At 66.4% G+C, this 19191-nt stretch carries 19 protein-coding genes; all 19 read right to left on the bottom strand.

Annotated features, from left to right (window positions below):
* Positions 1-111 precede the first annotated feature (111 nt).
* Positions 112-396 carry a DUF2274 domain-containing protein gene (locus ABSY19_RS23505; RefSeq protein ID WP_296339539.1) on the bottom strand — a complete coding sequence of 95 codons (285 nt, stop codon included), beginning with the start codon at positions 394-396 and terminating at the stop codon, positions 112-114.
* Complete coding sequence (locus ABSY19_RS23500) at positions 393-1655, bottom strand: TrbI/VirB10 family protein (RefSeq protein ID WP_308326628.1); 1263 nt, start codon at positions 1653-1655, stop codon at positions 393-395. Before ABSY19_RS23500 ends, ABSY19_RS23505 begins: the two co-directional genes overlap by 4 nt.
* Positions 1656-1657: 2 nt before the next feature.
* The gene (gene trbG / locus ABSY19_RS23495) at positions 1658-2674 is read right to left on the bottom strand and encodes a P-type conjugative transfer protein TrbG (RefSeq protein ID WP_308326629.1); all 1017 of its coding nucleotides are present in this window, start codon (positions 2672-2674) and stop codon (positions 1658-1660) included.
* On the bottom strand, positions 2671-3375 hold the full coding sequence (trbF, locus tag ABSY19_RS23490) for a conjugal transfer protein TrbF (protein WP_308326630.1): 705 nt from the start codon (positions 3373-3375) through the stop codon (positions 2671-2673). Before trbF ends, trbG begins: the two co-directional genes overlap by 4 nt.
* A 12-nt stretch (positions 3376-3387) precedes the next feature.
* Complete coding sequence (gene trbL, locus ABSY19_RS23485; RefSeq protein ID WP_308326631.1) at positions 3388-4737, bottom strand: P-type conjugative transfer protein TrbL; 1350 nt, start codon at positions 4735-4737, stop codon at positions 3388-3390.
* A 9-nt stretch (positions 4738-4746) separates the two neighbouring features.
* Entirely contained in the window at positions 4747-5475 is a 729-nt protein-coding gene (gene trbJ, locus ABSY19_RS23480; RefSeq protein ID WP_308326632.1) for a P-type conjugative transfer protein TrbJ, read from the bottom strand.
* Positions 5472-7943: a conjugal transfer protein TrbE gene (trbE, locus tag ABSY19_RS23475; protein WP_308326633.1), complete on the bottom strand. Its 2472-nt coding sequence runs from the start codon at positions 7941-7943 to the stop codon at positions 5472-5474. Before trbE ends, trbJ begins: the two co-directional genes overlap by 4 nt.
* 12 nt (positions 7944-7955) lie before the next feature.
* A complete protein-coding gene (locus tag ABSY19_RS23470) occupies positions 7956-8240 on the bottom strand; it encodes a VirB3 family type IV secretion system protein (RefSeq protein ID WP_308326634.1) in 285 nt (94 codons plus the stop codon).
* Entirely contained in the window at positions 8237-8629 is a 393-nt protein-coding gene (locus ABSY19_RS23465; RefSeq protein ID WP_308326635.1) for a TrbC/VirB2 family protein, read from the bottom strand. The genes ABSY19_RS23470 and ABSY19_RS23465 overlap by 4 nt, the downstream gene beginning before the upstream one ends.
* Positions 8626-9690, bottom strand: coding sequence for a P-type conjugative transfer ATPase TrbB (trbB, locus tag ABSY19_RS23460; protein WP_382156360.1), 1065 nt, complete (start codon positions 9688-9690; stop codon positions 8626-8628). Before trbB ends, ABSY19_RS23465 begins: the two co-directional genes overlap by 4 nt.
* Positions 9687-10133, bottom strand: a complete 447-nt coding sequence (locus tag ABSY19_RS23455; RefSeq protein WP_308326637.1) for a CopG family transcriptional regulator — start codon at positions 10131-10133, stop codon at positions 9687-9689. The genes trbB and ABSY19_RS23455 overlap by 4 nt, the downstream gene beginning before the upstream one ends.
* Complete coding sequence (locus ABSY19_RS23450) at positions 10130-12133, bottom strand: conjugal transfer protein TraG (RefSeq protein ID WP_308326638.1); 2004 nt, start codon at positions 12131-12133, stop codon at positions 10130-10132. Before ABSY19_RS23450 ends, ABSY19_RS23455 begins: the two co-directional genes overlap by 4 nt.
* Positions 12134-12350: 217 nt before the next feature.
* The gene (locus tag ABSY19_RS23445; RefSeq protein WP_308326639.1) at positions 12351-12578 is read right to left on the bottom strand and encodes an EexN family lipoprotein; all 228 of its coding nucleotides are present in this window, start codon (positions 12576-12578) and stop codon (positions 12351-12353) included.
* A 25-nt stretch (positions 12579-12603) separates the two neighbouring features.
* Positions 12604-13518: a LysR family transcriptional regulator gene (locus tag ABSY19_RS23440; RefSeq protein ID WP_308326640.1), complete on the bottom strand. Its 915-nt coding sequence runs from the start codon at positions 13516-13518 to the stop codon at positions 12604-12606.
* Positions 13519-13535: 17 nt separating this feature from the next.
* Positions 13536-14468 (bottom strand): electron transfer flavoprotein subunit alpha/FixB family protein, encoded by a 933-nt coding sequence (locus ABSY19_RS23435; protein ID WP_308326641.1) that lies wholly within the window; start codon positions 14466-14468, stop codon positions 13536-13538.
* A gap of 1 nt (position 14469) precedes the next feature.
* Positions 14470-15219: an electron transfer flavoprotein subunit beta/FixA family protein gene (locus ABSY19_RS23430; protein ID WP_308326642.1), complete on the bottom strand. Its 750-nt coding sequence runs from the start codon at positions 15217-15219 to the stop codon at positions 14470-14472.
* 24 nt (positions 15220-15243) lie between these two features.
* Positions 15244-17025, bottom strand: a complete 1782-nt coding sequence (locus ABSY19_RS23425) for an acyl-CoA dehydrogenase (RefSeq protein WP_308326643.1) — start codon at positions 17023-17025, stop codon at positions 15244-15246.
* 157 nt (positions 17026-17182) lie between these two features.
* Entirely contained in the window at positions 17183-17884 is a 702-nt protein-coding gene (locus tag ABSY19_RS23420; protein ID WP_308326644.1) for a nitroreductase, read from the bottom strand.
* A 303-nt stretch (positions 17885-18187) separates the two neighbouring features.
* A complete protein-coding gene (locus tag ABSY19_RS23415; protein ID WP_308326645.1) occupies positions 18188-19165 on the bottom strand; it encodes a tripartite tricarboxylate transporter substrate binding protein in 978 nt (325 codons plus the stop codon).
* Positions 19166-19191 lie beyond the last annotated feature (26 nt).

The raw sequence follows: 19191 nt of genomic DNA, 5'->3' as shown, positions 1-19191 counted from the left end.
TACCTGCGCCCCAAATGCCTTCTGCGGCAAAAGTCCGGTCATGATCGAAGCGCCGGAGGTCTGAACCGGCCCGAAGGAACAAAGCCCGCCAGCGGCGGCGGGTTTTGCGTTTTATGACCTGAGCGAGGGTGCATCGGTCCCCGGCGCAGCCGCCGAGGGCCGCGAAAGCGGCGGCTTGACGCGCTCGCCCTTCCTGAATCCTCGATCCCCCGCCATGAAGGCTTCCAGCATGTGCGGGATCAGCGTCATGGCATCGGCCGCCTCACCATAGGTCTGCGCGTGCAACGCGGCGTAGCGGTCGAGGTCGGCTTTCAGGCTGGCCGGGCAGGCAAATATCAGCTTGACGCTCTCGGTCTTGGGCAGCGGCCCGAGTCGCAGTTTCTTGGTCGTGCTCATTGCGAAGTTCCCCGATTGAAGAACAGCGGCTGGTAGGGCCGCAGCACCAGATCGCGGTTCACGATGATCCTCACCGGCAGACCTGGCCGGCTGGTCAGCGTCGGCTGGATGTTCATGTTGCGCCGGGTTATTTCCTGGCCCACCTGATTGATGCTGTCCTGCGCGGTGTCGCGCCCGGCGATCACGATGCGGTTGCCGTCCTGACGGTTCTCCGGCGCGGCCAGCTCGGCACCGATGCCCAGCAGCGTGGTCAGCGCCGCGCCGGCAAAGACGCGGCCCCAATGCCAATCGACGCCATCCTCCAGGCCGGCGTAGCCGGCCGGATCGGTACCCACGGGGTTGTCCAGCGTCAGCGAAGACGTGTCCGGCAGGATGACGCGGTTCCACACCACCTGCACGCGGCTCTGCCCGTAGCTCACCTGGCTGTTGTACCTGCCCAGGATGCGCGAGCCCTGCGGGATCAGCAGGAACTTGCCCGTGGCCGTGTCATAGACCGGCTCCGTCACCGTGGCGATCACGTCGCCCGGTAGGTCCGACTTGATGCCCGTCACCAGCGCCCCGGCGATCACCGTCCCGGCCATCACCTGGTACGGCGAAGCCGGCATTTGCAGATGGCCGGAATTGCGGGTTTCCGTAGAACCGGCTTTCTGGAAAGCCTCCTTCTGGTCCTGCCGGTTCTGCGCGGTGGTCGGGTCGGTGAGCTGGGCCGCCGTCGAGGCTGGCCCAGCGGCGAGCGGGTCGAAGGCCGCCAAGGCGGATCCCGGGCCGGCAGTGGCGGCCTGCGTAGGCGCAGCGGTCTTCTGTCCACCCGATTGGAAGAACACCGTAGAGGCTGCCGCTGCATCCGCTTCCTTGCGCCGTGCGTCCTCCGGGTCATGTCCCGGTGGGGCATAGACAGGCGTCACCGGCTGCTGCGACTTCACGATGGCCGGACCGAGATCGCCCGGCAGCGGCGGCCCCAGCTCGGGCACCTTGACCGGCAGCTTGGAGTAGTCGGCTGGCAGGCCATCCAGCCCTTCGGACTTCGAGACGCGATCCACGTTGTACAGCTCGGTCTGTTCGCCAGCACTGCGCCGATGCGGCTGGAGCGACCAGATGGTGGCCCCGAGCACGGCCACCGACAGGCCGCCAGTGAGGATGGCCAGCGCGCGCCGGTTCAGGCGCGTGACCGGACGCGGCTGGGCGCGCAGCGCCACCGCCTCCGGCGCCACCTTGGCCGCCGAAGGCGCGGCAAGGCCGGGAGTGTCGTCCTGGCTCATGCTCAGTTCCTCCCCGCTGCACCAACCACCCCGTCCGTGCGCTCGATGCGCACCACGTCGCCCTTGTCTGCCCCGAGGCGCAGTTCGGCCGCGCCGAACAGCCGGTCCACGATGTAGTACGGCGGGCGAAAGCGGTAGTTCACCAACTGCCCGTCGCCCTGCGCACCGATCACGAACAGCGGAGGCAGCTCGCCCTGGGCGATGCCGGCCGGGAACTGGATGTAGACCTTCTCGCCATCGTCGAAGGCGCGCAGCGGCTTCCAGGGCGGGTTGCTGCCGCTGATCGCGTAGCGGAACCGGATGCGCTCCAGCGACAGGCCGGTATCCACGGGGGCCGCAGCGTTGGCCGCTTGCGCCTGGCGCTGCAGGGCCAGCATCTTGTCCTTGGGGTAGTCCCAGGACACGGATGCCATCCACGCCTTGTCGGTCGAGGTCAGCTCGATCAGGTAGGTGCGCCGGCTGGTCGTGATGACCAGATTGGTCTTGAGGCCCGAGCGGATCGGCTTGACCATCACATTCACGCGCAAGTCCGCACCGGAACCGCTGGACGTATCGCCCACGATCCAGCGCACGGTATCGCCAGAGGCCACCGTCACCAGTTCCTCGCCCGGCTGCAGGGCCACCACGGTCACGCGGCCCACGGCCGCATAGACCTGGTACAGCGCGCCATCGGTGAACGGCCAAACCTGGATCGCATTGACGTAGCCCTCGCGGGTCGGTGCGATGCGTGCCTCGGCATTGGCGCGGGACACACGCACTTTCTCGTCGGCCGGCTCCGGCATCGGCGCCGGTTTGGCACTGTCCTCCGCCACGGGCTTCAACTGCGCCGGCATCGGCAACACCTCGGGCACGGCCACAACTTCCACGGGCTTGGGCGCTTCCGGCAACGGTTGGGCCTGTACCGGCTCATCCAGCGCGATCACCGGCGGCGGCTTGCCCTGCGTGGCGCAGCCTGCGAACAGAACGGTCGATGCCAGCAGGACCACCGGCAAAGCGGATTTGCAGAAAAACGTGTTCATGGTTTTGTTCCTTCGGAAGAATCGAGTTCGCGGCTCCACGACAGGCCGTTGACGTAGATGCCCAGGGGGTTCTTGCGCAGCCGCTGCTCGGTGCGCGGGGTCTGCTGCACGATGGACACCACCGCGTTCCAGCGCTCGGTGCGGTCCAGTGCGCCCGTGACGAAGCGCTGCTCGGTCCAGCGCACGTTGAACGACGTGTCGCTGGCGCGGGTCACGCTGGCGATCTGCACCGTTACCGACTCCTTGCCGATGCGCGCGAACGGGTCGCTGGTGCGGGCGTACTCGTTGAGCACCACCGCGCCCTTGTCCGTGGCGTAGTCGTACGCGTCGAGCCAGTTCTGCCGCACCACGATGGGGTCGATGGAGAGGGAGCGCACCAGCGTGACGAAGCGCGCGATGTGGTGGGCCGTCTGCGCATCGGTCGGCCGGTACGGCGTGGCCGCCTCGCCCACGGTGCGCACCTGGCCGGCCTGGTCCACCTCGATGACGTAAGGCGTCACGATGGACTGCGCCGAGCGCCACACCAGGCCGCCCGCCATCAGCAAGGCCAGCGACAGGCAGCCGAAAGCCATCAGCCGCCAGTTCTTCGCCTGCACGCGGGCTGAGCCGATGCGCTCGTCCCAGGCCTGGGCGGCGGATTGATACGGGGTTGCAGGCTGCGGCGTATCGGCGTAGCGCACCTGTGGTCGTTTGAATCGCATGGATGGTTCTCCTCAAGAATCGGAATCACGCAGGCTCGGACCGGAACCCGAGCCGCCGCCATCGCCACCGCGCAGCGTGTGGGCGGCGGTCGTGGCGGCATGGGTGAGCTGCTGCCTGCGGTGCAGGCGCTTGGCCCAGGCAGGCTGTTCCTTGGCGCCTTCGGCCTGGGGCGCGCCTTCGGCAGTGCCACCGGCAGCCTCTGCACCGCCGCCTTCGCGGAAAGCCGCCGCAACCCGCTCCTTCATGGAGCGCGCGCCTTCAGCCACCTTCTGCCCGGCCGCATGTGCACCGGCCCTGGCGACGTTCCCCACGCCAGCGGCCGCGCCCTTGACGCCGCCGCCGACCGAAGCCGAGCCGGCCTGGAAGGCCGATCTGGCGCTGCTGGCCGTCGATACCGCCGAACGCGCCCCGCTGGCCGCCATGCGTGCGGCGCCCGGCGCCATGCGCGCACCGGCCGCGACGGCACTGCCCGCGCCGGCAACGACCGCTCCAACCGCCACGGCGGCGCCTGCCGCGCCCACGGCGGCCCCAGCCATCGCACCCGCGCCCAACTGCGGCGCACCCGACACCAGGCCCGTGGCAATGCCCGGCCCGAAGATTCCCAGCGCCAACAAGGCCAGCGACGCCAGCATCACGACCAGCGCGTGGTCGATGGACGGCTCCGCCGGATGCACCGTGAACTCGGCGAACAGCCCCGTGCCGATGCCCACGATCACCGCCAGCACCAGCACCTTGATGCCCGAGGCCACCACGTTGCCCAGCACCTTCTCGGCCAGGAAGGCGGTCTTGTTCCACAGCGCGAACGGCACCAGCACGAAGCCCGCCAGTGTGGTCAGCTTGAACTCGATCAACGTCACGAACAGCTGCACCGCGAGCACGAAAAAGCACAGGATCACGATCAGCCAGGCGATGAACAGCACCACGATGGGCGCAAGGTTCACAAACACCTCGGGGAAGCCCGCCAGGTCGCTGATCTGCCGCAGGATCGGCGCCCCGGCGTCGATCCCTGCCTTGGCCAGCCGGCCCGGCTGCAGGAAGCTGCCCATGCTGAGGGTCGAGCCGCTGGCCGTCAGGCCCAGCCCGGCGAAGGACCGGAACACGATGCCGGCCAGCGCGTTGAAGTTGCCGATGATGTAGGCGAAGGCACCCACGTAGAGCACCTTGCGCAGCAGCTTGGCGATCACGTCCTCGCCCTGGCCGCTGGCGTGGCCCAGCGCCCAGTACAGCCCGGCGATCGTCATGTCGATGGCGATCAGCGTGGCGGTCAGGAATGCCACCTCGCCTTGCAGCAGGCCAAAGCCCGAGTCGATGTAGCGCGAGAACGTGTCGAGGAAGCGGTCGATGACCGTCACGTCGTTCATGGCAGCGCGTCAGTTGCCGTAGAAGTTCACCGACTGCGGCGTGTACGGCGTGCCGCTGCCCAGGAACCGGCGCGTCACCTCGCGCCCGCGCTCGGCCGCCGCTGCCTGCCGCGCCAGTTCCAGCGAGGCCGCCCGGTCTTGCGTGAGCTGCAGCCGTTGCGCCTGGATGGACTGCTTGGCCTGCAAGGCCAGCAACTGGTTCGTCGCCTGCATCGCCTGCAGCGCGCCCACTGCGGACTGGCTCTGGCCCACCAGATCGGCCAGCACGCCTTCGTCGTCGCTCAGGTTCTGCGACGCCTGGGCCTGCATCTGCATGGTGGTCTGCAAGCCATTGAGCGTGTTCTTCCAGCGTTCCTGCGCATCGCGGTACATCTGGTCGCCGCTGACGGTGGCGGCGTACTGCTCGGGGTACAGGCGCGCGAACTCCCGATCCATGTTCGCCACGTCGTAGGCCAGGCCCCTGGCCTGGGCGATCAGCCGCTGGGTGGTCGCCAGGTTGCTGCGCAGCCGGCTGACCACGCTGAACGGCAGGCTGGCCAGGTTGCGCGCCTGGTTGATGAGCATCTGCGCCTCGTTCTGCAGTTGCCGGATCTGGTTGTTGATCTGCTCCAGCGTGCGGATCGCGGTCAGCGTGTTCTGCACGAGGTTCGTGGGGTCGATCACGACCCATTGCGCCTGCACGGGGGACACCGTGCACAGCATGGCCGCGATGGCGGCGGCGAGAAGGCGTTTCTTCATGGCAAGTTCTCCTGGGGGTGGTCAGCGAAGCGAGGGGAAACATGAGGCGCCAGCGGCGCAAGGCCTGGGAACGCGCGCAGCAGGTCGGCCGCCCAATCGAGGCCGCGATGGCGCAGCCAGGCGAGCGCGAAGCCGGGCGCGCCGGCGTGGCCCAGAACCTCGTCGATGGCGCGCTGGTCCTGCGGCGTGGAGGCGCCCGCGAAGGCCAGCGCCGCCGGCCCCAGGTCGAGGTCGAACAGGCGATTGCCGAGGCGCGACTGGTAGTAGTAGTCGCGCTTGGGCTGCGCTGTGGCAACGATCTCGATCTGGCGGGTGTTGAGCCCGAAACCCTCGTAGATCGTGCGAATCTGCGGTTCGGTGGCCTGCGGGTTGGGCAGAAAAATGCGGCTCGCACAGCTTTCCACGATGGCCGGCGCGATGCTCGAATCCTGGATGTCCGCCAGGCTCTGCGTGGCGAAGATCACCGAGACGTTCTTCTTGCGCAGCGTCTTGAGCCACTGGCGGATGCGCGCCGCGAACACCGGGTCGTCGAGGAACAGCCAGGCCTCGTCGAGGATCAGCAGCGTGGGCGCGCCATCGAAGCGTTCATCAAAACGCGCGAACAGGTAGCCCAGCACGGCCATGACAGCGGCCTTGCTGTGCATCAGCTCCTCCATCTCGAAGCACTGCACGTCGGCCATGCCCAGCCGGTCGCGGTCGGCGTCCAGCAGCTTGCCGTGGGCGCCACCCAGCACGTAGGGCGCGAGCGCCTGGCGCAGCGCGTTCGATTGCAGCAGCACCGCCAGGCCCGTCATGGTGCGCTGCTCCAGCGGCGCACCGGCAAGGCTTCCCAGCGCCGACCAGATGGCGGCTTTCTCATCGGGACCAACCGCCACGCCTTCGTGCGCCAGCCGACCTTCCACCCATTCCGCCGCCCAGGTGCGGTAGCCCTCGTGGTCGATGCGGGCGAGCGGCTGGAAGGCGATCTCGCCATCCGTGCCCAGGTCGTAGTGCTCGCCACCCAGGCCCAGGATGGTGGCGCGCATGGAGCGCCCCATATCGAAGGCGAAGATGCGCGAGCCGCGATAACGGCGGAACTGCATCGCCAGCGTGGCGAGCAAGACCGACTTGCCCATGCCGGTCGGCCCGGCCACCAGCGTGTGGCCCACATCACCGATGTGCGTCACCAGCCGGAATGGCGTGGCGCCATCGGTGCGCGTGACGATCAACGGCGGGCCGCCCAAATGCTCGCTCTTCTCCGGTCCGGCCCACACGGCGGACACCGGCATCAGGTGCGCCAGGTTCAGCGTCGAGACGATGGGCTGGCGCACATTGGCGTAGGCGTTGCCGGGGATCGAAGACAGCCACGCATCGACCGCGTTCAAGGTTTCGGGAATCGTCACGAAGCCCCGGCCCTGGATGACGCGCTCCACCATGCGCAGCTTCTCATCGGCCACGGCCGGGTCGGCGTCGAGCACCGTCACCGTTGCGGTGAGGTAGCCGAAGGAAACCTGGTCGCTGCCCAACTCCTGCAAGGCCGCGTCGGCGTCGGTGGCCTTGTTGCTGGCGTCCGTATCCACCAACGGGCTCTCCTGCTGGAAGATCGTTTCGCGCAGCAGCGCGATGACGTTCTTGCGCTTGGCGAACCACTGCCGGCGCAGGCGGGAAAGCTCTTTTTCCGCCTCAGCTTTGTCCAGGCACAGAAAACGCGTACTCCAGCGATACGCAAATCCCAGGCGGTTGAGATCGTCCAGAATCCCCGGCCAGGTCGAGGTCGGAAAACCCCGCACCGTGGCCACGCGCAGGTGCTGGTCGCCCAGCATGGGCGCCAGGCCGCCGACCAGTGCGGAATCGGTCAGCAGCGCATCGATGTGGAACGGCACCTCGGGCACCGCCAGCGAATAGCGCTGCGTCGAGATGGCGGAATGCAGGTAGGTCAGCGTCTGCCTGTCATCGAGCCAGGCGATTTCCGGCATCACGCCGTCGAGCAGGTCGAAGACGCGATCCGTTTCCGCGACGAAAGCGGTCAGGCGCTCGCGCCAGTCCACGCCTTCGGTCGGACGGTTCTCGTATAGCAGTCCCGCTGCGCGCGCACGCGACTCCTCGGCCGGCAGGTACACCAGCGTGAGGTGGTAGCCGCTCTCGAAGTGGTTGCCCGAATCCTCGAATGCGGCGCGGCGTTCCTCGTCCACCAGCCAGGACAGCGGTTCAGGAAAGTCGGAATGGGGATAGCCCGCCGCCGGCCGGCGCTCGGCTTCGATGAACAGCGCCCAGCCCGAGCCCAGCCGGCGCAGCGCGTTGTTCAAGCGCGCCGACGTGGCGATCAGTTCGCCCTGCGTGGCGCTGTCCAGATCGGGACCACGGAAGCGCGCCGTGCGCTGGAACGATCCATCCTTGTTCAAGACGATGCCCGGTGCCACCAGCCCTGCCCAGGGCAACCAGTCGGCCAGCAGCGCGGGCCGCTGGCGGTATTCGGCAAGGTTCAGCATCGCAGCATCCCCCTACACGTCCAGCAGCGGCTTGTGCTTGATGTGCCGCGCAAAGACCTGCATGAACTGCGGATCGACGCGCGCACCCCACACCGCCAGCGAATGCCCGGCGAGCCACAGCACGACGCCCGGAATCCACAGCTGCAGGCCCAGCCCGACAGCAGCGGCCAGCGTGCCGTTGGCAATGGCCACGGTGCGCGGGGCGCCGCCCAGCAGGATCGGCTCGGTCAAAGACCGATGCAGCGGAATCTCGAACCCACGGGCGAACCCGGCCGCGAAGGTGTCCGGGGCACTCATACGACGGCCCCGCCGGAGAAGCTGAAGAAGCTCAGGAAGAACGAGGACGCGGCGAAAGCAATGGACAGGCCGAACACGATCTGGATCAGCTTGCGAAACCCGCCCGACGTGTCGCCGAAGGCCAGCGTGAGACCCGTGGCGATGATGATGATCACGGCCACGATGCGCGCCACCGGCCCCTGGATGGAATCGAGGATGGACTGCAGCGGTCCTTCCCAGGGCATCGAGGAGCCGGCGGCCTGTGCCGTGCCGGCCAGCAACAGCATCAGCGCGGCCAACAGCAGCCCTTGCCCCGCCGGGCGGGCCAGGGTGCGCAGCCGTGCCAAGCCGGACAGGTGGGGAGGCGGATTGACGGAAACACGGAAAGTAGGAATGGTCATCTGCGTCATGGCAGTTCTCCAGGTGAGTCAGGGGACAGGAAAGGCGCAGCGGCGGGGGCTGCGAGGGAAACCAGCGGCAGCTCGGGAAGCTCGGGAAATGGCGCTTCCAGCGCGTCCGCCAGGTGATAGCCCGCGCCGTCGAAACCGGCGACGCGGGCGATGCTCTCGATGCGGCGCTTGCGTCCGCGCCCGGCGATGTGGATCACCACGTTGACCGCCTCGGCGATCAGCGCACGCGGCGGGTTCATCGCCACTTCGAGGATCAGTTGTTCCAGGCGCAGCAGCGCCCCGAGCGGGGAGCCGGCATGGATGGTGGCGATGCCGCCCGGGTGGCCCGTGCCCCAGACCTTGATGAGGTCCAGCGCCTCGGGGCCGCGCACTTCGCCCACGACCACGCGATCCGGGCGCAGGCGCATGGACGAGCGCACCAGCTCCTGCATCGACACCACGCCCTGGCGCGTGCGCAGCGGCACGTGGTCGCGCGCCGCGCATTGCAGCTCGATGGTGTCTTCGAGTACCAGCACGCGGTCGCCCGTGGCGGCGATCTCGGCCAGCAGCGCATTGGCCAGCGTGGTCTTGCCCGTGCTGGTGCCGCCCGCGATCAGGATGTTGTGGCGCTCGCGCACGGCCCGCACCAGCAAACCCGCCTGATCGGCGGTCATCATTCCGTCCTCGACGTAGCGCGACAGCGGGATCACGCCCACGGTGCGCTTGCGCAGCGCGAAGGCCGGCCCGGGCGCTGCCGGCGGCAGGATGCCCTCGAAGCGCTCGCCGGTTTCCGGCAGTTCGGCCGTCAGCAATGGCTGGCCGCGATGCACTTCCGCGCCGACGTGGGCAGCCACCAGGCGGATGATGCGTTCGCCGTCCGCCTCGGGCAGCTCCACGCCCATCGGTGCGCGGCCCGTGGAAAGCCGGTCGATCCAGAGCGTCCGGTCGGGGTTGAGCATGATTTCCACCACGTCCGGGTCTTCCAGCGCGGCGGCGATCAGCGGTCCCATCGCGGTGCGCAGCATGCGGATGCGGCGGTCCAGCGCGGTGGCGGTGAAGGAGGACGAAGGAACGGCGCTCATGAGGCGCGTTCCTGCACTTCATCCAAGCGCGAGGGATCGGGATGCAGCTCTTCCACCACGTCGCGCACCAGGCTGCGCCCGCGCAGCAGGTGACGGCCCAACTGCTCCACGAACTGCTCGAAGCGCGCCTTGCCCTGCGCGCGGGCGGCTTCCTGATGGGCATCGGGCACCGGCGTGCTCACGGTCAGGAAGTAGCGGATGAACAGCGCCAGCGTCTCGATCTGGATGTTCTGGTCGCGTTCCAGGCGCTCGGCCTGGCGGGACAGGCGATCGAGCCGCTTGGCAATGGCCGCCTCGCGCTGGTCGGCGGCATCGGGCGACAGCCAGGACGCCAAGGCCGCGGCGACGATGCTGGACTTGGACACGCCTTTCTTGGCGGCCAGTTCGTCGAGCCGCCTGGCGTGCTCGGATTGGATGAACAAGTTGAGGCGGTATTGGCTCATAGGTCGATTCCGTCGTCAGGGTCGAGGGATGCCAGGCGGGCCGTGCGCTGCCGAGCCGGGTCCAACTGGCGCGGAAGGGGAAGCGGTGTGTCGTCTTCGTCATCGAGCAGCGCGAGGTCGGCTGCAGGCACGGACAGCCCGGGGTCGTAGGCGACGGTTTTGGAGAGTTCGGGTTGGCGGCGGGGACCACCGTCGTCGGCGGTGGAACCGAATCCCTGGATGGCTTCGATGTCAGGGGCCGCAGGCACAGCGGGAATCGCCAACCCGCTCCAGTCGTCAGGCCGGGCTGGCGGAACGTCGGCATAGCGCCCACAGGCGAGCGCAGGCGGCGGCAGCACGCGCTGCTTGAAATTGCTGTCCGCGTAATAGCGCAGCTTCCTGGCCTTGATCGGCGCCACGCTGGACACCATCACCACCGCCTCGTCGGGTGGCAGCTGCATCACCTCGCCGGGCGTCAGCAGCGGCCGGGCCGTCTCCTGGCGCGACACCATCAAGTGGCCCAGCCAAGGCGCCAGCCGGTGCCCCGCATAGTTGCGCTGCGCGCGCAACTCGGTGGCCGTGCCCAGCGTTTCGGAAATGCGCTTGGCCGTGCGCTCGTCGTTGGTGGCGAACGTCACGCGCACATGGCAGTTGTCGAGGATCGAATGGTTCTGCCCATACGCCTTGTCGATCTGGTTGAGCGACTGCGCGATAAGGAAACTGCGGATGCCATAGCCCGCCATGAAGGCCAGGGTCGTCTCGAAGAAGTCCAGCCGACCCAGCGCGGGGAACTCGTCGAGCATCAGCAGCAGCTTGTGGCGGCGCGCGATGCCATCGCTGCCGTCGAGCGATTCGGTGAGGCGCCGGCCGATCTGGTTCAAGATGAGCCGGATAAGCGGCTTGGTGCGGCTGATGTCCGAAGGCGGCACCACCAGGTACAGCGACACAGGGGATTCGGCTGCGATCAGGTCGGCGATGCGCCAGTCGCAGCGCGAAGTGACTTCGGCCACCGTGGGATCGCGGTACAGGCCCAGGAAGGACATGGCGGTAGACAGCACGCCCGAGCGCTCGTTGTCCGACTTGTTCAGGACTTCGCGCGCCGCCGATGCGACGACCGGATGCGGCGCATCACCGAGATGCGCCGTGGTCATCATCCGGTGCAAGGTCAACTCGAACGGGCAAGCCGGATCGGAGAGGAAATTCGCCACGCCACGCAGCGTTTTGTCTTCGCCCGCATAGAGCACATGCAGGATGGCGCCGACCAGCAGCGCGTGGCTGGTCTTCTCCCAATGGTTGCGCTTCTCCAGCGCGCCCTCGGGGTCCACCAGAATGTCCGCGATGTTCTGCACGTCGCGCACTTCATGCGCGCCGCGCCGCACTTCCAGGAGCGGGTTGTAGGCCGCAGAGCGCGCATCGGTCGGGTTGAACAGCAGGCAGTGCGAGAAGCGCGAGCGCCAGCCGGCGGTGATGCTCCAGTTCTCGCCCTTGATGTCGTGGATGACGGCGGACGCGGGCCAGGACAGCAGCGTCGGCACCACCAGCCCAACGCCCTTGCCCGAGCGCGTGGGCGCGAAGGTCAGGACGTGTTCCGGCCCTTCATGGCGCAGGTACTGGCAATCGTGCTGGCCGAGGAAGACGCCGGCCGGGTTTGTCAGCCCGGCCTTGCGAATGTCCTGCGCATTCGCCCAGCGCGCCGAGCCATAAGTCGTGACCAGTTTGGACTGGCGCGAGCGCCAGATCGACATGCCGATGGCGACCACCACCGCCAGCAGGCCACTGCCGCCCGCGATGGCACCGCCCTTGTCGAAGACTTGCGGCGCATAGGCATCGAAGAAGAACCACCACTCGAACAGCCGCCAAGGGTGATAGACCGGCGTGCCCAGGAAATCGAACCAGGGCGAGCCCAGGCGCAGTTGATGGCCCAGTGCGGCGGCCGTCCATTGCGTGGCGCCCCACACACCCGCGATCACGATGCCGAACACCACGGCGATCTGACCGAACAGCACGTTCGTTCCTTGCATTGGTCAACCTCCTACTACGGCACAGGGACGTGCCGTAGTGCTGAGGATCAAGGCGAGCGTGCAGGCCGGTCAAAGGCCGTTATGGCGGAGATTCAGACCCAAAAAGCCAGACTTCTTGCTGCGGCGTACACAATAGAAACGCCGCATGCGCGAGCGCGCTGCGGCGTGATGAGGTAACAGGGAGAACTTTGTCGCTGCCAGGCGACGGCGAGAGGCGCTATTTGGATTTCTGTTCCGGCCGATCGCCGAAGAAACGCCGGTTGGCGGCTTCGGCCGAACGGCGACAGAGTTCCTCGCCGGCCTTTGCTCGGTCTTCCTTGCACAGGCGCTGGACTTCCTTGAGGCGCTCAGGATGGGCCACGAGGAAGTCCACGGTTTCCGTCGGTTGGGATGGCCCACAGGCCGTCAGTGCGGCGACCATCAGCAGCGGCAGGAATCGGGTCATGGCTTGGGCCCTTTCAGCAGGTGGATCAGGAGTCCTCGGCGGCGCTGGAGCCATCTGCCGAATCAATGGAGGCCACTCGTGCGATGAACCGGGCCAGCATTTCGGAGGGCTCCACGTCACGGTGCAGCAGATACGTGGCCAGCATCTGCGACTTGCCCGCCAAGCGCCGGGCCACAACACCTGGCCCACGGCCGGATGCAATGTGCGCGGCGCCCGCCAAACCAAGTGCCAATCCGGCGGAGACCAAGGTCATCATCACCTCATAGGACGCCACGCGCTGGGCGATCAGTGGCTGTTGCTCGTAGCGCTGCAAAACGCGATCAACTTGGCGTGCATGGCCTTCGCATATCGCCGGATCGCATAGCGCCAGCGGATAGCGCAACACTTCTTCCAACGGAACGTGCTTGTGGGCCAGCACAGGATGGCGAGCTGGGACCGCCACCATCAGCTCGTCTTCCCACGCAGGCCTGACCACAATGCCGTCGCCCACCTCTTCGGCCATCGAAAAGCCGACGTCATACAGGTCATCGTGCAGACCCTTGATCTGTTGGTCCAACGGCACTTCAAATAACCGAATGTCAATCTCTGGATCTTCCTCTCGGCACCGTGCCAGCAGCGTCGGCATTCGCGAGGGCGTGATGCCATCGGACAAAGCGATGCGCAACTGTCCCTGAAACCCACTGGCGGCGGACTTGACGCCGTCACACGCCTGTTTCAGAGCTTCGAAGATTCGCGGCACCCGCTCCAGGAATGCCATTCCGGCAAAGGTCAGGCGGGTGCTTCGCGTGGTTCGCGTGAACAGTTGCGCCCCGAGCTCTTCCTCTATCTCCTTGATGGTGCGCGACAAAGGGGACTGATCGATGTGCAGCTTTTCCGCTGCGCGGCCAAAGTGAAGTTCTTCGGCCACCGCTATAAAGCAACGCAAATGCCGAAGCTCCATGGTGTATCTCATCCAAGTTAAAAGGCCTTGACGAGTTCCGGCACAGCCGCGAAAAGGTCCGCCTCCAGCCCGTAGTCGGCCACGCTGAAGATCGGCGCCTCCGGGTCCTTATTGATCGCCACGATCACCTTCGAGTCCTTCATGCCCGCCAGGTGCTGGATGGCGCCCGAGATGCCGCAGGCGATGTACAGCTGCGGCGCCACGATCTTTCCCGTCTGCCCCACCTGCAGGTCGTTGGGGGCGTAGCCCGCGTCCACCGCCGCGCGGCTGGCTCCAATGGCCGCGCCCAGCTTGTCGGCCAGGGGGGTGATGACTTCGTCGAACTTTTCCTTACTGCCCAGGGCCCGGCCACCGGAGACGATGATCTTGGCGGCGGTGAGTTCGGGGCGGTCGCTCTTGGCGATCTCGCTGCCCACGTAGCTGCTCTTGCCGGCGTCGGCGGCGGCAGCGGCGGTTTCGACGGCGGCGCTGCCACCGGTGGCGGCGGCGGCGTCAAAGCCCGTGGTGCGCACGGTGATGACCTTCACGCTGTCGGCGCTTTGCACGGTGGCGATGGCGTTGCCGGCGTAAATGGGGCGCTCGAAGGTGTCGGCGCTCACCACCTTGGTGATGTCGCTGATCTGGGCGACGTCGAGCTTGGCGGCCACGCGGGGGGCCACGTTCTTGCCGCCGGCGGTGGCGGGGAACACGATGTGGCTGTAGTTGCCGGCGATGGCCAGCACCTGGGCGGCCACGTTCTCGGCCAGGCCGTGGGCCAGGCTGGCGCCGTCGGCGTGGATGACCTTGGCAACGCCGGCGATCTGCGCGGCGGCAGCGGCTGCGCCACCAGCGTTGTGGCCGGCCACCAGCACGTGCACGTCGCCGCCGCAGGCTGCGGCTGCCGTCACGGTGTTGAGCGTCGCGCCCTTGATGGTCGCGTTGTCGTGTTCAGCGATTACGAGTACGGTCATGTCAGATCACCTTCGCTTCGTTCTTGAGTTTCTCGACCAGGGCGGCCACGTCGGCCACCTTCACGCCGGCGCCGCGCTTGGCGGGTTCGCTGACCTTCAGGGTCTTCAGGCGCGGGGCCACGTCCACGCCGAGGTCTTCGGGCTTGACGGTGTCAAGCGGCTTTTTTTTGGCCTTCATGATGTTGGGCAGCGTGACGTAGCGCGGCTCGTTCAGGCGCAGGTCGGTGGTGATGACGGCGGGCAGCGAAAGCTGCAGGGTTTCCAGGCCGCCATCGACTTCGCGGGTCACGCTGGCCTTGTCGGCGGACAGCTCGACCTTGCTGGCGAACGTGGCCTGGGGCAGGTCGGCCAAGGCCGCCAGCATCTGGCCGGTCTGGTTGGCGTCGTCGTCGATGGCCTGCTTGCCCAGGATCACCAGCGATGGCTGTTCCTTGTCGACCAGGGCCTTCAGGAGCTTGGCCACGGCCAGGGGCTGCAGGTCGGCATCGGTCTCCACCAGGATGGCGCGGTCGGCGCCGATGGCCATGGCGGTGCGCAGGGTTTCCTGGCACTGGGCCACGCCGCAGCTGACGGCGATGACTTCGGTCACCAAGCCTTTTTCCTTCAGGCGCACGGCTTCTTCGACGGCGATTTCGTCGAAGGGGTTCATGCTCATCTTGACATTGGCGATGTCCACGCCGCTGCCATCGCTCTTGACGCGGACCTTGACGTTGTAGTCAACCACCCGCTTGACGGGAACCAGGATTTTCATGGGAGGGTTTCCTTTCAGGATCATTCAGAGTTGATCGTCCGCCAGGGCCAGCGTGCTGGCGGCGCCGCCCGTGACGATGTCGCGCAGCATCGGCGCCTGCACCAGGACATGCGCCGCGTAGTGGCTGGCCGTGGCACGCTTGGCGCCGAGAAAGCTAGCATCGCCCGATCTCGCCGCGAGTTGCGCAGTGGCGGCTTCGGCCATGCGCGCCGACAGCCAGCCGCCGATCACCGTGCCCGCCAGCCGCAAGAAGGGCACGGCGCCCGCCGCGCACTGCGCTGGTTGGTCGTCGTGGGCCAGCAGCCAGTCGGCCGCACCCCCCAGCGCACGCGCCGAAGCCGCTAACACGCCGCCGATCTGCGCCAGCGCGGCATCGGGCATCTCGACCAACCGGCGCGCATCGCCGTCGATGCGGCCCAACAGCGCCTTCAGCGTGCGCCCGCCCTCTCGCGCCAGCTTGCGGCCAATCAGGTCGTTTGCCTGGATGCCCGTGGTGCCTTCGTAGATGGTCGTGATGCGCGCGTCGCGCAAGTGCTGTGAAGCGCCGGTTTCCTCGACATAGCCCATGCCGCCATGCACCTGCACACCATCGGACGTGATGCCCTGTGCGCTGTCGGTGCACCAGCCCTTGACCACCGGGATCAGCAGGCCGACCAGGGCCAGTGCCTGCTCGCGCTCTTGCGCGTCGGCGTGGCCTGCGGCGCGGTCCATCTGGCCGGCGCAGAAATAGGCCAATGCGCGCATGGCCTCGGTGCGGGCCTTCATGTCCATCAGCATGCGCCGCACGTCCGGGTGGCCTGCGATGGTGGTGCTGGCCCTGAGCAGCGGCTTGCCCTGCACCCGCTCCAGCGCGTAGGCGCGTGCGCGCTGGTAGGCGCGCTCGGAAATGCCCACGCCTTCCAGACCGACGTTCAGCCGTGCGTGGTTCATCATGGTGAACATGCAGGCCAGCCCCTGGTTCGGCTCGCCGACCAGATAGCCGATGGCGCCGCCGCCATCGCCGAAGCTCATCGACGCCGTAGGACTGCCGTGGATGCCCATCTTGTGTTCGATGGAGGTACAGGTCAAATCGTTGTGTTCGCCCAGGGAGCCGTCGTCGTTGACCAGGTACTTCGGACACAGGAACAGCGAGATGCCTTTCACGCCGGGCGGTGCATCGGGCAGGCGCGCCAGCACGAGGTGGACGATGTTCTCGGCCATGTCGTGCTCGCCCCAGGTGATGAAGATCTTGTTGCCGCTGACGCGGTAGTGGTCGCCCTCGGGCACGGCGCGGCTGCGCAGCGCGGCTAGGTCGGAGCCTGCCTGGGGCTCGGTGAGGTTCATGGTGCCCGTCCAGCGGCCCTCGACCATGGGCTCCAGGAAGCGGTGCTTGAGTGCGTCGCTGCCATGGTGCGCAATGGCTTCCACCGCGCCCAGCGTGAGCATCTGGCACAGGCTGAACGCGAGGTTGGACGACTTCCACATCTCCAGCACGGCTGTGGACACCAGCGTGGGCAGGCCCTGGCCGCCCCATTCGGTGGCAGCGGGCATGCCGTTCCAGCCGTTCTCGCAGAAGCTGGCCCAGGCTTCGCGAAAGCCATCGGCTGGCGTGACCTGGCCGTCGTGCCAGCGCGCGCCCTGCACGTCGCCGGTGCGGTTCAGCGGATCAAGCACGCCGGCGGCGTAGTGGGCAGCCTCCTGCAGGATGGCCTCGACCAGGTCGGGCGTGGTTTCTTCATGGCCCGGCTGGGCACAGATCGCATCCAGGCCTCCGACTTCCTTCATCGTGAACAGCATGTCGCGCAAGGGCGCGGCGTAGGTAGACATTGCTTACTCCTCTTTGTGGGTTCAACCCGTCAGCCCCATAGGGCATACATCCATGCATGACCCTACCCATCAGGACAAGGCCCGGTCGATCAACCGCTTCAGGGCGGCTGAATTTCTCAGGCGGCTTACGACGCGATTAGTTGGTATGACAAGATTTCTAGAAGCCGCTGAAGCGTGTGAAGTTCTCGACCGGCTCACGCTCGGTGCGCACGTGGTTCACCACGGCCGCCGGGTCGGCATAGCCCAGTGCCATGCCGCACAGGACCATCTGCCCGTCCGGGATTTGCAGGGCTTCAGCCAGAAGGCGCGGGTAAAGGGTCCACGCCATCTGCGAACAGGTATCCAGGCCTCGTGCGCGGGCCGCCAGCATGATGTTCTGTAAGAACATCCCGTAGTCCACCCAACTGCTCTGCACCATGCGCCGGTCCAAGGTGAAGATCAAACCGACCGGCGCATCGAAGAAGGCAAAGTTACGTGCATGTTGAGCACGCATGGCATCCGTATCTCCCTTGGAGATTCCGACTGCGGCATAGAGCGCAAAGCCGCACCGGCGCCGCCTGGTCAGGTAGGGCTCGAAGAACTCGGCCGGGTAGATGTCGTATTCGGACTGGTGCTCTCCCTCTTCATGGTGAAAGGCGTGCAGTACACGGTCGCACAAGCGCTTCCTCGCCTCGCCCGCCACGGCAATGACATGCCACGGCTGGGTGTTGGTGCCACTGGGCGCGCTGGCTGCCACCGACAGAATCTGGGCCACCACTTCTTGCGGCACCGGGATCGGCAGAAAGGCGCGGACGGAACGACGTTCGCGCATCACCGCATCAATCAGCATGTCGCGCAAAGGCGCGGCGCAGACAGACATTCACTCTCTCCTGGTTGCTGGGCTATTCGGGTGAGCACACCGACATGCCGTTGCCGAAGAAGCATTCATGCGAATGCATCGATGCCGAACGACCACGGGCCGCCCCTGGGCGTGCTACCAGGCGGTATTCTGGGCACTCGGCACATACGCGTCTTGCCCGCCAGTGCATGGCGAGTTGACTTTGTATGCACAAGGCGAAACCCGGTTGACCGCAGCCGGACGCTCGAATGGAAGGGGTGGCGAGCGGCCACACGATGCATCTTGGGCAGCGCTTTGCAACGCGGAATCCCGAGTCGATAAAATTCAATCCAAAGTCGCACCCGACTTCTTAACCACCTGTTCCCACCTCACGACTTCGTCGCGCACGAAAGCCTCAAACGCCTTGCCAGACTTGCGCAGTGGAACGCCACCAAATTCGACGAACTTTTCCTGCACGCCCTTGTCCTCGATGGACTGCGCAAAGGCCAACTGCAGTTTCTGCATGACAGCGTCCGGAGTTTCGCGCGGCGCAAATACACCCAACCATGATTCGGCCGTAGCTTTGGCATAGCCCAGCTCGCTCAAAGTAGGCACCTCCGGCAGCACGGGCACGCGCTCCAGCCCGGTCATGGCGATCGCGCGCAACTTGCCCGACTTGATATGCGGTACCGTGGTCGCCGGATAGTCGAAACTCAGATCAATGTTGCCTGCGATCAGGTCGGTGATGGAGGGAGCGCTACCTCTGTACGAAACATGACGGAGCTTGATTCCCGCCACAGTCTGGAACAGTTCCGCAGCCAAGTGCGAGCCGGTTCCAACGCCCGGAGACGAGTAGGTCAATGCCTCCGGATTCTTCTTGGCATATGCAACGAGTTCGGCCAGATTTTTGTAAGGCTTTGAGGCATTGACGACGAGCACATTGGGAATGGCCATCAGGCCCTGAACGGCTCGGAAGTCGCCATCCTTGTAGCGGAGGCTCTTGTAAAGGGCCAAGTTGGTCGCCTGGGTGCCTTGCGTTCCCAGAAGGACGGTATAGCCATCAGGCGTGGCTTGTGCCACAGTCATGGCTCCCAGTCCACCCCCTGCACCGGGGCGGTTGTCCACAACGATGGGCTGGTTCAGCACCTTCGAGGCGTATTGCCCCGCAACGCGCGCTAGATTGTCGGTAATGCCGCCCGCAGTGAACGGCACAACGAGTTTGATAGGGCGATCCGGGAAGGTATCAGCATGCACCGGCAGTCCGACAGTTGCTGACAACACGCTAAACAGGGTACCTGTGGAAAAAATGCGTCGCGAAATCATGTGAATATCTCCTTTCAATATTTGCA

This window comes from Hydrogenophaga sp. ANAO-22, from assembly GCF_042466645.1.
Lineage (GTDB): Bacteria > Pseudomonadota > Gammaproteobacteria > Burkholderiales > Burkholderiaceae_C > Hydrogenophaga.
Note: the sequence above shows the minus strand (reverse complement) of the source record. Positions and strands in the feature narration are given on the sequence as shown.